The 14187-nt window shown below is 63.9% G+C and carries 13 protein-coding genes and 1 pseudogene; 6 read left to right on the top strand and 8 right to left on the bottom strand.

Annotation, left to right across the window (positions count from 1 at the left end; translation table 11 throughout):
• The first annotated feature begins 162 nt into the window (after positions 1-162).
• Positions 163-1422: an MFS transporter gene (locus tag BST12_RS17960; RefSeq protein WP_083114482.1), complete on the top strand. Its 1260-nt coding sequence runs from the start codon at positions 163-165 to the stop codon at positions 1420-1422.
• On the opposite strand, the gene BST12_RS17955 is transcribed toward BST12_RS17960, so the two are convergent.
• Positions 1391-2635 (bottom strand): acyl-CoA dehydrogenase family protein, encoded by a 1245-nt coding sequence (locus tag BST12_RS17955; RefSeq protein ID WP_083114481.1) that lies wholly within the window; start codon positions 2633-2635, stop codon positions 1391-1393. The two genes, BST12_RS17960 and BST12_RS17955, sit on opposite strands and share 32 nt — an antisense overlap.
• On the bottom strand, positions 2632-3768 hold the full coding sequence (locus tag BST12_RS17950) for an acyl-CoA dehydrogenase family protein (protein WP_083114480.1): 1137 nt from the start codon (positions 3766-3768) through the stop codon (positions 2632-2634). Before BST12_RS17950 ends, BST12_RS17955 begins: the two co-directional genes overlap by 4 nt.
• A 113-nt stretch (positions 3769-3881) precedes the next feature.
• On the opposite strand from BST12_RS17950, the gene BST12_RS17945 reads away from it, so the two are divergent.
• Both BST12_RS17945 and BST12_RS17940 read left to right on the top strand, forming a co-directional pair.
• Positions 3882-4670, top strand: coding sequence for a hypothetical protein (locus BST12_RS17945; protein ID WP_083114479.1), 789 nt, complete (start codon positions 3882-3884; stop codon positions 4668-4670).
• Complete coding sequence (locus tag BST12_RS17940) at positions 4667-5314, top strand: hypothetical protein (RefSeq protein ID WP_139801750.1); 648 nt, start codon at positions 4667-4669, stop codon at positions 5312-5314. The genes BST12_RS17945 and BST12_RS17940 overlap by 4 nt, the downstream gene beginning before the upstream one ends.
• Before the next feature lie 136 nt (positions 5315-5450).
• On the opposite strand, the pseudogene BST12_RS34920 reads toward BST12_RS17940, so the two are convergent.
• A pseudogene (locus tag BST12_RS34920) lies at positions 5451-5638 on the bottom strand (alpha/beta hydrolase); the annotation flags it as partial.
• 117 nt (positions 5639-5755) lie between these two features.
• Here BST12_RS34920 and BST12_RS17930 point away from each other — a divergent pair.
• Together BST12_RS17930 and BST12_RS17925 are read left to right on the top strand one after the other, a co-directional pair.
• Entirely contained in the window at positions 5756-6991 is a 1236-nt protein-coding gene (locus BST12_RS17930) for a cytochrome P450 (protein WP_083114478.1), read from the top strand.
• Complete coding sequence (locus tag BST12_RS17925) at positions 6988-8145, top strand: Zn-dependent alcohol dehydrogenase (RefSeq protein ID WP_083114477.1); 1158 nt, start codon at positions 6988-6990, stop codon at positions 8143-8145. The genes BST12_RS17930 and BST12_RS17925 overlap by 4 nt, the downstream gene beginning before the upstream one ends.
• On the opposite strand, the gene BST12_RS17920 is transcribed toward BST12_RS17925, so the two are convergent.
• The 5 genes from BST12_RS17920 to BST12_RS17900 form a co-directional block, all read right to left on the bottom strand.
• Positions 8142-8936, bottom strand: a complete 795-nt coding sequence (locus BST12_RS17920) for an SDR family NAD(P)-dependent oxidoreductase (protein ID WP_083114476.1) — start codon at positions 8934-8936, stop codon at positions 8142-8144. The genes BST12_RS17925 and BST12_RS17920 overlap by 4 nt on opposite strands.
• A 98-nt stretch (positions 8937-9034) precedes the next feature.
• Positions 9035-9283, bottom strand: a complete 249-nt coding sequence (locus BST12_RS34915; RefSeq protein WP_083114475.1) for a dsRBD fold-containing protein — start codon at positions 9281-9283, stop codon at positions 9035-9037.
• A 136-nt stretch (positions 9284-9419) separates the two neighbouring features.
• Complete coding sequence (locus BST12_RS17910) at positions 9420-10262, bottom strand: SDR family NAD(P)-dependent oxidoreductase (RefSeq protein WP_083114500.1); 843 nt, start codon at positions 10260-10262, stop codon at positions 9420-9422.
• A gap of 23 nt (positions 10263-10285) precedes the next feature.
• The gene (locus tag BST12_RS17905) at positions 10286-11521 is read right to left on the bottom strand and encodes a cytochrome P450 (protein ID WP_083114474.1); all 1236 of its coding nucleotides are present in this window, start codon (positions 11519-11521) and stop codon (positions 10286-10288) included.
• Entirely contained in the window at positions 11518-12540 is a 1023-nt protein-coding gene (locus BST12_RS17900; protein WP_083114473.1) for an LLM class F420-dependent oxidoreductase, read from the bottom strand. The genes BST12_RS17905 and BST12_RS17900 overlap by 4 nt, the downstream gene beginning before the upstream one ends.
• Positions 12541-12584: 44 nt before the next feature.
• Here BST12_RS17900 and BST12_RS17895 point away from each other — a divergent pair, with 44 nt between their 5' ends.
• A complete protein-coding gene (locus BST12_RS17895) occupies positions 12585-14081 on the top strand; it encodes an acyl-CoA carboxylase subunit beta (protein WP_083114472.1) in 1497 nt (498 codons plus the stop codon).
• The last annotated feature ends 106 nt before the right edge of the window (positions 14082-14187 follow it).

The following is a 14187-nucleotide window of genomic DNA, read 5'->3' as shown; positions in this document are numbered from 1 at the left end:
CTTACAGTTGCCAGTGCAACAATATGCGCAAATACACTATTCATACCAAACCGTGTTCTATGCGTATCGTTGCCGAGAGGAAGAAGCACATGCCGCGGTCAGCAGGAAAACGGGCGGCACGGCCGTCCACGAGATCCTGATCTGCTGAAGTTCCAAGCCACAATGGATTTCGGTTTACTGCGCGAACTCCGCAGCTTCAACCGCCCGTGCCGGGTGCTGATGGTCAATCAACTCGGCACCAGCTTGGGCTTCTACTTGCTGATGCCGTACCTGTCCACTTATCTGGGTGGTCAGCTGGGTCTCGCCGCGTGGGCGGTCGGCCTGGTATTGGGCATGCGCAACCTGAGCCAGCAGGGCATGTTCTTCCTGGGCGGAACACTCGCCGACCGGATCGGCTGCAAACCCGTGATCATCACCGGCTGCCTGCTGCACGCCGGCGCGTTTGCGTTGCTGGCGCTGGCCAAGTCTCTGCCCACGCTGTTGATCGCATCTGCGGTAACCGGTTTTGCCGGAGCCCTGTTGAATCCAGCGCTGCGCGCCTACCTGGCCATCGAGGCCGGGGACCGGCGAATCGACGCGTTCGCCACCTTGAACATCTTCAACCGCACCGGAACCTTTTTCGGCCCGCTGCTGGGGCTGGTGTTGCTGAACTTGGATTTTCGGCTATCCGCGCTGGTAGCTTCGATCGTCTTCGCCCTACTCGGCGTGGCACTGATGTCGATGCTGCCGCGCCACCGGATCGATGCGATCCATGAAGGGTCCGGGCCGACGTCGATCTTCGCCGATTGGTCGTCGGTCGCCCGCAACTGGCCGTTCCTGCGGTTTGCTGCGGTCATGCTCGGCGCCTATGTGCTGTCGTCCCAGATCTACTTCGCGCTGCCGCTGCACGCCTCGGCCGTGGCGCCGCAGTTCAAATCGGTGCTGGTCGCGGCGGTTTTCGGGACCTCGGGCCTGGTGGCAATCACCTGTCAGCTACGCATCACCCGGTGGTTCTCCGCGCGATGGGAACCGAGAGAGAGCCTGCTCATCGGGGTGATGTTGCTGACGGCATCGTTTGTGCCGCTGTCGATCATCCCCGATGCACATCGGCTGGGCACGCCCGCGGCCGTTCTGGCCTTCCTCGCGTCGGTTGCCCTGCTGGCGATCGCGTCGGCGGTGATATTCCCCGTCGAGATGGACATGGTGGTATCGCTGTCCCGCGGCCGACTGGTGGCCACATATTACGGCTTCTACAACACCATCATCGGGCTCGGAATGCTGGCCGGCTATTTCGCGGTCGGCGGGCTGGAGGAAATAGCCCGCTACCTGAACAACGACGAAATCGTTTGGGGTGCATTGACTTTCGTAGGGATCATCACGGCCATGGGGTTGTACCTGCAGGACCGGGCGGTCAGCGCGCCTGCCCGTGCCGTACCTGATTGAACGGGACCCCGCGGTCGGCGGTGTATTCGCGCGGGAAGTTCAGCACCCGCTCACCGATGACATTGCGCGCCATTTCGGTGGTACCGCCACCAATGGCGACCGATTGCCGGGACAGATAGCGGAATCCGGTCTGCAAGCCGTCTCCGTATTGTCCGACGACGCCGGCGGACCCCGCGATCGACAGCGCGGTGTCGACCTCCAGCGTCACGGTCTCGGCGTGGAACAGCCTGATGAGCGTCCCGGCCGCCGGCGGCAGCGCACCGTCGCGGACGCTGCGATAGACATGGTCGATCAGCTGCTCGGCGACCGCACGGTGCACCAGTGCCCGCCCGGCCATCTCCTTGACGCGCTCGTTGTCGGCCTGGCCGGTCTTGGCCGCCAGACCGGCGTAGTCGACCGGGATGGTGTGGCCGCCCTCGCTGCCGCTGCCGCTGGCGAACTCCGAGCCCTGGCCCACCGCGCGGCGTTCGTGGTACAGCTGCCGCGATGCCACCGCCCAGCCGGCATTCACTTCACCGACCACCGCGTCGTCGCCGACGTCCACCCCGTCCAGGAACTCCTCGCAGAACTCGGCGGAACCGTTGACCTGGGTGATGCGCCGCAACGTGATTCCCGGGTGGGCGATGGGCACCAGGAACATGGTGAGCCCGTCGTGCTTGGGCACGTCCCAATCGGTGCGGGCCAGACACAGTCCGTAGTCAGCGGCAAATGCGCTGGTGCTCCACGTCTTTGCGCCGTTGATCACCCATCGGTCGCCTTGACGTTCGGCTCGCGTGATGACGCCCGCCAGATCGGATCCGCCGCTGGGCTCGGACAACAACTGCACCAGTACCTCGTCGCCGCGCAGCGCGGCCCAGATGTGCTGTTTCTTCTGCGCTTCGCTACCGGTGTCGAGCAGCGTGGCACAGCAGATGGTGAAAGTCGGCGTGTTGAGGATCAACGGCATCTCGTAGCTGAACGAGGCCTCGTCAAAGGCGCGCTGGTATTCGTAGTCCAGTCCCAGCCCCCCGTACTCGCGTGGGAAGCAGATTCCGGCGAATCCGCCTGCGTATAGCCGCTTTTGCAGTTCCCGGGCGCGTTGCCAGGAGCGCTCGTCGTCTCGGGGCGCAGCCGGCGGGGATGCCGGGTCGATGCGAGGCATGTTGTCTGCCAGCCATACTCGGGCCCGGTCGGCGAATTCAGCAACCGATTCCGCAGATGGCACCGAGGTCATTGGGACAGCGCCCTTTCCGCCTCGTACACCCGCAGGTTGTGCTCCTCGGGTGTGCCGAACATGGAGCGGTACAACGTAACCCGTCTCAGGTATAGGTGCAGATCGTGTTCCCAGGTGACGCCGATGCCGCCGTGCATCTGCACGCAGCCCTGGACGATCCGGCCGGCCAGCTCGCCGACATAGGACTTGGCGATGCTGGCCGACCTGCCGGCCGAGGTCGCTCGGGCCGCAATATCGGCGACCGCAGCGGCCGTGGTGGCACGGCAGGCTTCGAGCCACATCTTCATATCCGCGAACCCGTGCTTGAGCGCCTGATACGAGGCCAGCGGGCGGCCGAAGGTGTGCCGGTCGAGAGCCCACTGAACGGTGAAGTCGAACACGGTCTGCAGAATGCCGACCACCTCGGCGCACTGCAGCACCTGGGCGAGCTGGCTTTGGCGCTCGATCAGTGCGGCGGTCTCCCCGGCGTGGCCGACGGCCGCGGACCTGGCCACGACCACACCGTCGAAATCGACCCGCGCGTATTGCTTGACCAGGTCCACCGACTGCAGCGCGGCGATCCGCACTCCCGGCGCCTGGGCCGGGACCAGGAACTGCCGAACATCGTCACCGCATCGGGCCACGACCAGCAGCACCGCGCTCTGCGCGCCGGCTTCCACGCGGTCTTTGCTGCCGTCCAGCCGGTAGCCGGCCTCGGTCGCGGTGGCGGTGACCGTCGGAGTCAGCGGCTCCCAGCCCCGTCCGGGTTCGGCGACCGCCCAGGACGCCACTGTTTCACCCGATATCAGCGCTGCGATCAGGTCGGCGTGCGCCTGCGGCTCACCGCAGTCCACCAGCCCCGCGAGCACCGTGCTGACCGGATAGAGCGGACCGGGCGCCACCGTCTTGCCGAGCTGTTCGGCGACTAGGGCCAGGTCGGCAACGCCGTTGCCAGTCACGCTGCCGCCGCCCAACTCCTCCGGCACCAGCAGACCCGTCCACCCGAGCTCAGCGGCCCGCCGCCACCACACAGGGTCAAAGGACTTACCCGCCGAATGCAGTTCGCGGACGTACCGCAGTGGCGCTTCTTTGAGGAGAAATGCTTGGGTAGTTGAGGTAAAGAGTATCTTTTCGGGAGAGTCGACAGCGGTCATCCGCCTAATCGGTCCTTATCGGAGGTCGGTGGCGACTCTGATGTTAGCAATGGGCGATACCGTAAGAGATACCGGAGTTCAGTCGATAATGATGTTGACGAGCTGTAACTGCAATGGCTGAGACAACCGAACCGCCGACGGATTCGGTGAGTTCAGAGGCCGACGCACTGGCGTTGGCCGAAGAAGCCGAAGCTGAAGCCGCCGAAGCCGAAGCGCTCGCCGCCGCCGCCCGCGCCAAGGCGCGCGCGGCCCGCCTACGCCGGGCGGCGCTGACCGGCGAAGCCATTGATGAGGACGAAGATTACTTCGGCGAGTATTACGACGAGTACGACGAAGACTACGAATCCGAAGAAGCCGAAGAAGCCGAAGAGTCCGCACCGGGCTCCTGGCGCGACCGGTTGCCCAGCTGGCTGCCACTGCCCGGGCTGGCGATGGTTGCCAAGATAGCCGCGATCCTGGTCATCTGCGGCTTTGCCGGGTTCAGCGGATACATCGTCTGGAAGCATCAGGAAGCCAACGAACACCAGCAGCGCGCCGCGGCATTCGCCGCCGGGGCCAAGCAGGGCGTCATCAATATGACCTCCCTCGACTTCAATAAGGCCAAGGAAGACGTCCAGCGGGTAATCGACAGCTCGACCGGCGAGTTCCGCGACGACTTTCAGGCGCGAGCCGCCGATTTCACCAAAGTCGTCGAGCAGTCCAAGGTAGTCACCGAAGGTACGGTGAACGCGACGGCCGTGGAATCCATGGATGAACATTCCGCTTTGGTATTGGTTTCGGCGACCTCGCGCGTCACCAATTCCGCGGGTGCCAAGGACGAACCGCGTGCCTGGCGGCTCAGGGTGACCGTGACCGAAGAGGCCGGGCAATACAAGATGTCGAAAGTTGAGTTCGTACCGTGACCGATGAAGTGCGCGACCCCGAGGCCACTGAAGCCTTGACGATCGACGCAGACCCCGAAGCCGACGACTCGGCGGCCGAGGAATCCGACGAGCAGGTTTCCGAGGAGAAGACCCGCAAGCTGCGCCGCTTCTTGCGACGCGACTTATTGCGCGTGCAAGTCAATGTGCGACCCGTCCCGGTGCTGCTGATTCTGCTCGTGCTGATCTCCGGCGGCGTGACGGCGTGGTTGTACGTCAAGCAGTACCAGCCCGATCAACAGACCGACCCCAGTGTCGCGCGCGCGGCCATCAATGCGGCGTCCGACGGGACGGTCGCGTTGTTGTCGTACTCTCCCGACACTCTGGACAAGGACTTCGCCACCGCCAAATCACATCTGTCCGGCGACTTCTTGTCCTACTACGACCAATTCACCCAGCAGATCGTGGCACCGGCGGCAAAACAGAAGTCGTTGAAGACCACGGCTCACGTGATGCGTGCCGCGATTTCGGAATTGCATCCCAATTCGGCCGTCGTGCTGGTCTTCGTCGACCAGAACACCACGAGCAAGGACAGCCCCGATCCGTCGATGGCGGCCAGCAGCGTGCTGGTGAACCTCGCTCTGGTCGACGGCAAATGGTTGATCACCAAGTTCACGCCGGTTTAGCGCTACATCGCCAACGTACGACGCAGCGTCTGGGCGTGCCAGGCCCGGTTCTCCTGGGAGACAGCCCAATTCGGGACAGCCGATTGGCGTAGTCGATCACTTCGTCGCGGCACGGGTCGATCTCCGGGTTCTCGGGCGCCAACTCCACGCAGCGTGCGTGGTCGGTGTCCAGGTTCCCGGTAGCAAAGCCACCGCCGTGTGCGTAATCAGCAGCGGCGCAGGCGAATTGGCGGTGTCGGTTGCCGCGGCCCGCTCGGCGGCGAGCCGGTCAGCATGATCGCGTTCGGCGGCCAGCGTCTCGGCTCGGAATTCGGCGATACCCAGACTTCCAGCACCACGAAATCACCGCCTTGTCGACCGGCTTCGTTGCTATTTATATTATGATAGCGATATTCCAGGCGGTACGAACCTGCCTTTCCCGCTTGCCCAGGAGGAGCGCTGATGACGCTGCGCACCGACCACACCGACCCCGAGGGCCAGGCCGTAACCCTCGACTTCACCGGCGAGACCAGCCCCTACCCGTTCTTCGAACACATGCGGCGCACCGACCCGGTCTGGCACGGCGGCCTGTCCGACCAGTCGCAGATGCCCGAGGAGCTCAAGCCCAACGACGAGTGGGTGCTGTTCGGCTATGACGGCGTATTTCAGGCTTTTCGCGACGACCGGATCTTCACGTCGGCCAACTACGACAAGACCATCGGGCTGGTGATGGGACACACCATCTTGGCGATGGGCGGCAGGGAGCATCACGATCACCGCAACCTGGTGGCAAAGGCGTTTCGCGCCACCGCGCTGGAGCGCTGGGAGCCATCGGTGATCGGGCCGGTGTGCGATCAGCTCGTCGATGAGATCAAGGACCACGGCGCGGCCGACCTCGTCAAGGCGGTGACGTTCGAATTCCCCACCCGAATCATCGCCACGCTGCTGGGGCTTCCCGAAGAGGATCTCGACCTGTTCCGCCGCCTCTCTCTGGATCTCATCTCCATCCCGACCGACATCATGGCGGGCCTGAACGCGGCCGCCGAGTTGCACGGTTACTTCCTCAATCAGGTCGAGCAGCGGCGCCGCAAGCTCACCGACGACATCATCGGCGACCTGGTCGGCGCTGAGATCGAGGGCGAGAAGCTGACCGACGAGGCCATCATCGCCTTCCTGCGACTCTTGCTACCGGCCGGCTTGGAAACGACATATCGTTCGTCGGGCAATCTGCTGTATCTCTTGCTGACTCACCCCGACCAGCTGTCGATGGTCTATCACGATCGGTCGTTGATTCCGGGCGCGATCGAAGAGGGTCTGCGCTTTGAAACCCCACTCACCATGGTCATGCGAACCACCACCGAAGACGTCGAAATAGGCGGCAAGACAATCCCGGCCGACGCCCAGATCGACATGTGTATGGGCTCGGCCAATCGCGACGACAGCCGATGGACCGACCCCAACACCTTCAACATCCAGCGCCCGCGCCAGGCGCACATCGCATTCGCCGGCGGCATCCACATGTGCCTTGGCATGCACCTGGCCCGACTGGAAACGCGGGTGATGCTGAACAGTCTGTTCGACCGCGTCAAAAACCTGGCGTTCGTTCCCGACGACGGAACCGGCGTGGAGTCCAAGATCGTCGGGCTCACCTTCCGGTCACCGAACAAGCTTCCGGTCACCTTCGTACCTGCCGCATGAGGAGCCGGGCGGCCATCCTGCACGACGTCGGCGGGCCGTGGTCCATCGAGGAATTCGAGCTCGATCCGCCCCGCACCGGCGAAGTCCTGGTCGAGATGGCGGCCGCCGGCCTCTGCCACACCGACGACCACATCCTCACCGGTGACATGTCGGTACCCAACGAGGTGATGCGATCGCTGGGCCGCACACCCATGTTCCCCACGATCGGCGGACACGAAGGCTCGGCAACCGTCCGTGAAATCGGCCCCGGCGTAACGGATTTCGCGGTCGGCGACCACGTGGTGATGTCGTTCGTCGCCGTGTGCGGACAGTGCCGGTGGTGTGCGAGCGGCATGGAGTACATCTGCGACGCGGGCATGGGCACGATGACCCCGGGGATGCCCACCGACGGCACCTTCCGTCATCACACCGCCGACGGCCGCCCGCTCGGGCATCTGGCCAAGATCGGCGCATTCGCCGAACACACTGTCGTATCGGCGAATTCACTCGTCAAGATCGAGCCCAGCCTGCCCCTGGCGCCCAGCGCATTGCTGTCCTGTGCCATTCCCACCGGTTACGGCTCGGTCGCCCATCGCGCCGGCATGCGCGCCGGCGATACGGTCGTCGTCGTCGGCGCCGGCGGAATCGGCACGGGCGCCATTCAGGGCGCCCGAATCAACGGAGCCGCGCAGATCGTCGCGGTCGACCCGGTGGAATTCAAGCAGAAATCGGCGCGGATATTCGGCGCAACCCACAGCGCCGCAACGCTTTCCGAGGCACTTGACCTGGTGCGCGACTTGACCTACGGGGTCATGGCCGACGCCGTGGTGGTCTCACCGTCGCTGATTACCGCCGCCGACGTCGGCGACGCGCTGAAGCTCACCCGCAAGGGCGGGACTTGTGTGCTCACCGGCATGACCGCACAAACGACCCGCTCCGTCAAGGTCGATCTACAGGACTTCATCCTGATGAATAAGACCCTGGCGGGGACCATATTCGGGTCATGCAACGCCAGGGCCGACATCGCCCGGCTGGCCAGGCTCTACCAGACCGGCCAGCTGCAGCTCGACGAGATGATCACCAGGCGTTATCGCCTCGACGACATCAACGATGCTTACCGCGACTTGCACAACGGCGAAATCGTCCGGGGCATCATCGAATTCGCCGTCGACTAGCTTTCTTTGGCCCGTTGCTTCTGTTCGTGTATTTCGCGCAGTTTCTTGAGCCTCATCAGCTTCTCGACTTGGCCGTACGCATCGATGGGGCTGTGTAGGGACAGGCCGCCGTCGGCGTGCAGCACTTGTCCGGTCACCCAAGACATTTCGAGTACACCCACGATTGCCTCGGCGACGTCGCTGGGCTCCCCCAGACGACGCAGGGCGGTTCGCTTGGACATGCCCTCGACCCAGGCGGGCCATTTCTCGGCGTCGGGCAGCATCGGGGTTCGAGTGACACCGGGGCCGACGGCGTTGACGCGAATGCCATGGACACCCCACTCCGCAGCCGCGACCTTCACCAGCATGTCCAGGCCGGCCTTCGATACGCAGTAGGCGCCCATATCCCGGTCTGCGATGCTGCCGCTGATGCTGGAGACCGCGACAATGGAGCCCGGCACGTCGGCGTCGATCATGGCTTGGGCGGCCGCGCGGAGCGTCAACCAAGTGCCGGTGAGATTGACCGCCAGGACCCGTTCCCATTCCGCGGGTGGCAATGCCAGCAGCAGACCGGACGACCCGATCCCGGCGGAGGTCACCACCCGGGTAGGTACTCCGTGCTGCCGCACGGTCTGTTCCATCGCCGCGGACACCGCGTCGGGATCGCTGACATCGCAATCGATATCGGCACCGGCGAGGTCCCAGGCGACAACGTCATGACCCGCGTTGCGCAACTGAGTGACGACTTCTCGTCCAATACCGGAAGCACCACCGGTGACCAATGCCGTCTCGGCGCTCACGCCTTCGCTCATGCCTTAGGGCCGACCGACTCGACCAGACCAACAGTTAGCACAGTTAGCGATCGTAGTCGGTGGCCTGGACAGCTGACCCGCCGGTGCAGCTAACTACGTCAGTTGCGGGCCCGGCACATCGTGCTGACCTGATCGGCAAGGTGTGAAAAGGCTCGCGCCGTCGCCAACTCCTGACCGGTCTTACTCGTCAGACAATCGGCTGGATGACGGTATGCCACGCCTAGTCCGGCAAAATGTGCGCCGCCCCATTCCAACTCGACCTTTGCAAATGTCCTTCCGTGGTGCTCGTCGATAGCGAGCGTGACCAGTGGATGTATGACGGACTGCCGATGACTGTTCTGATGCATGGGCCGGTCTCCGAATCATGCTGCGGACTAGGTCAATTTCGAGCTTCATGAATTCCGACGGCCTGCCCTAGGGCCATTAGTCCTTATCGGCAACGCCGATTGGCACATTCGGCACGCTTCGGTGACCCCACGACGGCTACAGGTGCCCGAACTGTCCGATTTTGGCCATAGTGCGGTCCCACAACTCGCTCGTAAGCCGGGCATCGTAGGCCGCACGGTTGGCTTTGGCGATCCTGTGTCTCGAGTAGTACTCCCCCGAGGTCCAATCGACACCTGGCGTGCCCGATGCCAGCCAAATCAGCTGTTCAGCACCCTGCTCGGCAGTGGCGGTGAACCGCGCGGTCACCGGTACGCGGTACTTCATGAAATTAAGAAAGCGGGACCCCGACGCTTCGCCGAAGTTGGAGTTGACATAGCCGGGATGAAACGTCGCGGCCGACAAGCCGCGGGCGTGGTATCGGCGATGCAGTTCCGTGGTGAACATGACGATAGCCAGTTTGGTGAGGGCATAGGCAATGCTGGGCCGACGTCGAGCCGTGTTCTCCAGATCGTTGATGCCGACCCGGACGAGCAGCTGCTGCGACGAACTTGTTGTATTGACGACGACGGCGCGAGAATCGATCAATAGATCCAGCAACTGCGCGGTAAGTAGAAACGGCGCCAAGTAGTTGACCTGATACGTCTTCTCATAGCCATCGGCCGTCAGCTGAGTTTGACTGCACATGCCGCCCGCATTGTTTGCCAATACGTCGATGCGCGGATACCCCGAACGGATTTTGTCGGCTAATGCTCGCACTTGGGACAGCTCGGCGAAGTCTGCCACGAAATGGTCCGCACCCAACTCGGCGGCCACTGATTTGGTCTTGCTCTCCGAGCGGCCCACCACCACGACATTGTGTCCATTGCGGCTGAGCTGACGTGCGGCCGCCGCACCGATTCCGTCACTGGCACCGGTGATGACAATCGTCTTCTGCGTCACGGGCATCCTCGTGGGGTTTCTGCTCACCTGAACGAATATCGCACCGGCAGGTGCTTGAGGCCACCTACGAACGTGGTGGCGACGAATTGCGGATCACCGTTGAGCTCAATGGTTCTCAGCCGCGGCAGCAGCTCGGTGAAGAAGCTGCTGACTTCCATGCGGGCCAGGGCGGCACCCATACAGAAGTGCACGCCGTAGCCGAAGGCCAGATGCTTGTTGGGCTCGCGCCCGACGTCGAACCGGAACGGGTCGTCGAAGACATCTTCGTCGCGGTTGGCCGACACATACGACAACAGCACGGATTCGCCTGCGGCTATGGGTATTCCACGCACCTCGGCGTCGTTGGCCGCGGTGCGCATGAAGTGCTTGACCGGGGTGACCCAGCGGATCATTTCCTCGGTCGCCAGCGCCATCAGGCCCGGATCGTCGCGCAGCCGCCCGAGCTGGTCGGGGTTCTCCAGCAGCGCGAGCAGGCCACCGGAAATGGTGGCGCTGGTGGTGTCGTGGCCGGCGGTCGCGACGATCAGGTAGTAGGATACCGTTTCGATATCCGACAGCGGCTCGCCGTCGATGCGCGCGTTGGCGATCGCGGAGGCCAGATCCTCGGTAGGCCGCTCGCGCCGCGAGGCGGTCACACCATTGAAGTAGCCGAACATATCCAGCAGCGCCGGCAACTGGTCTTCGTTGGTGGTGCCTCGCTTGAATTCGCTGTCGTCGCTGCCGAATAACTCTTGGGTCAGCTTGAGCATGCGGGGAAAGTCGGCTTCCGGCAAGCCGAGCAGCGACATGATGACGTACAGCGGGAAGTTGACCGCGACCTGCTGCACGAAGTCGCACTCCGGCCCCACAGCCATCATCTTGTCGACGTAGCTCCTGGCCAGTTCGTCGATGCGAACTTTGAGCGCGCGCATGGCTTTTGGGCGAAACCAGTCCGAGCCGATCGCGCGGACAACCCGGTGCTGCGGGTCGTCGAGGTGGATCAGTGTGCGCACGCCCGCGGCGGCCTGCAGCTCATCACCCTCCACCGTCGCCAGGACCGGGCGAGGCCAATTGGTGAACACCATGTTCTCGCGCTCGATGTCCATAATGTCGGCGTGCTTGGTGATCGCCCAAAACGGCCGGTAATTCGGCACTTCCACCCACGACACCGGCGCGATGGCGCGCAGATGTGTCAGGGCGGCATGCAACCGCGGCTCGTCGGTATAGGCCAGCGGATCCGCAAGCAGCTTGGCGGCCTCATCCACGGTGGGCGCGCTCATTGACGAAACTCCTTCAGTGCGGCGCTAATACAGTCTTGCGAAGCGGCATAGAAGATCGGCAGCACGCGATCGACCACTCCCTCACAACGAGCGCGCAACGCGTGACCGATTTCCTCGACCGGTCCCACGACGGCGAAAGCCGCCAGCATCTCGTCGTCGATCAGCGAACCCATGGCGTCCCACTCACCTTGCTTGGACAGGCGATGCAATTCGCTGTGCAGGTCGCCCCAGCCGTGCAGGTCAAGAACCCTGCGGTACGCCGGCGTCGATCCGTAGAAGGCGATCTGTTTGCGCGTGGCGGTGATCGCGGCGGTCAGATCCTCGTCGTTTTCGCCGGTGGCCACCATCACTTCGGCCGACACTTCGAGATCGCTGCGATCACGACCGGAGCGCTGCAGCCCCTGCAACAGCAGCGGCATGGTCACCTCGGTGAGATACCGCTTGGAGACCATCGGATGCCCGAGGTGGCCGTCGGCGATCTCGCCGCACATCTCGGTCATCGCTGCACCGACGGCGGCCAGGAAGATCTTCGGCGGGCAGTACTGGTGCGGTTCGGGAGTGAACATCGGGGTCATGATCTTGTGGGTGTAGAACTCGCCCTCGAAGCTCAGCCGGCCGCCGTCGCGCCAGGCGGACCAGATGGCATGCAGCGCGGCGACGAACTCGCGCATGCGACGCGCCGGATGGCTCCAGGGCATGCTGAATCGCTTCTCGATATGAGCCTGGATCTGAGTCCCCAGCCCCAGGATGAACCGGCCCTCGGAGTACGCCTGCAAGTCCCAGCCCAGGTTGGCGACGATCATCGGGTTGCGCGCGAATGCCACCGCGATATTGGTGCCCAGGTCGATTCGCGACGTGTGCTCGGCGGCCAACAACAGCGGCAGAAACGGGTCGTGACTGGTTTCGGCCGTCCAGCCCCCGTCATACCCGCGTTCTTCCAGAATGCTGGCCGACTGCGCCGCCCGTGTGAGTTGATTGGAGATGCCACCGTCGATCTTGAAGCGGGCGGCACTACCCATGCGGGTGACTTTACAGTAAGCAATCCAGTATGTAGGACAGATGCATGACGAAAGCCGAGGACTGGGAGGCGACGCTCGGGGATCTCGACCGTCGCCGCCAGCAGGCGCGGGCCATGGGCGGGCCGGAACGGCTGGACAAGCACCGCGGCAAGGGCAAGCTCGATGCTCGGGCACGCGTGCAACGACTTCTCGACGCGGGTACTTTCCGCGAATTCGGCACGCTGGTCGGTGGTGAGATCCCCGCCGACGCGATCGTCACCGGCTCCGGCAGCATCAACGGCGTGCCGGTGCTGGTGGGCGCCGAGGACTTCACCACGGTGGCGGGAACCATCGCGCCGGGCAGCAATTCCAAGCGCTACCGAATCGCCGAGCTGGCGTTGCGCGACCGGATCCCATTGGTGATGCTGCTCGAGGGTGCCGGGTTCCGGCCTACCGGAGTGCATTACGGGCGAGCCCCGACCGACCTGCTTGCTCAGGCTCGATGCTCGGGCCGGGTTCCGACGGTCACCGCGGTGCTGGGCGCATCGGCGGGACACGGTGCCCTGGTGGCCCCGGTCTGTGACTTCAGCATTATGAGCGATCAGGGCGCGATCTTCACGGCCGGGCCGCCGGTCGTCAAAGAGTCTACGGGAGAAGACATTTCGAAGGAGGATCTGGGCGGTCCGGATGTCGCTCTGGCAAGCGGCGTGATCCACAACGTCGGCGAGGACGACGAAGCCGTGCTCGACGCCATCCGGCGCTATCTTTCGTACTTTCCGCCAAGCGCGTGGTCCTACCCACCGTCGCTGACGCCTGACGAGACGTCGAAACCCCGGCCGACACCGGAGCTACTGAACATCGTCTCCCGGGACAACCGCCGCGTCTACGACATGCGCGCGGTCCTCGACGTGGTGTTGGACCGGCCCGATTGGTTCGAAGTTCAGCCGGCTTTCGGCAAGGCGATCATCTGCGCGCTGGCTCACCTCGGCGGACATCCGGTGGCCGTCGTCGCCAACCAGCCCAAGGTGCTGGCCGGGTCCATCGACGCCGATGCCGCCGACAAGGCGGCGCACTTCATCATGGTGGCCGACTCCTTCCACCTCCCGCTCGTCTTCCTGGCCGACAATCCCGGCATGCTCCCGGGCAGCCGGTCCGAGCGCCAAGGCGTGTTGCGCAGCGGCGCAAGGATGTTCGCCGCGCAGACGGCGGCGACCACCCTGAAGCTGCACCTGACGCTGCGCAAGGCCTATGGTTTCGGCTCCATGGTGATGTCACTGATCAGCTTCGACTCCCAGGTGGCCACCTTCGCCTATCCAGGCGCAACGATGGGCGCTATGGGGGCCGGTGCGCTCAGCCGCGCCTCGCACGCCGACGAGGATCTTTCTGCCAAGCTGCGCAATGCCGAACTGCAGGCGTCGTATCGATCGGCCGAGCACATGGGTTTCGATGAACTCATCGATCCCCGCGAGACGCGTGATGCGCTGCTGGCCGCGCTGCAGCGAGGTCTTTACAGCCGGCAGGGCGCCCCGGAGCCGGTCACTCGCACGCTGATCATGCCCTGACGTTTTGTCGCCTCAACATGCAAATTCAATGATTGGTCAACGTTTACCGAAGGTCTGCCCAACACCATTGCCCTATCAATAACGCATTGGCCGCGACCAGCGGCGG

Source organism: Mycobacterium angelicum (assembly GCF_002086155.1).
Classification (GTDB): Bacteria; Actinomycetota; Actinomycetes; order Mycobacteriales; family Mycobacteriaceae; genus Mycobacterium; species Mycobacterium angelicum.
This window is presented reverse-complemented; position numbering and strand designations above follow the sequence as displayed.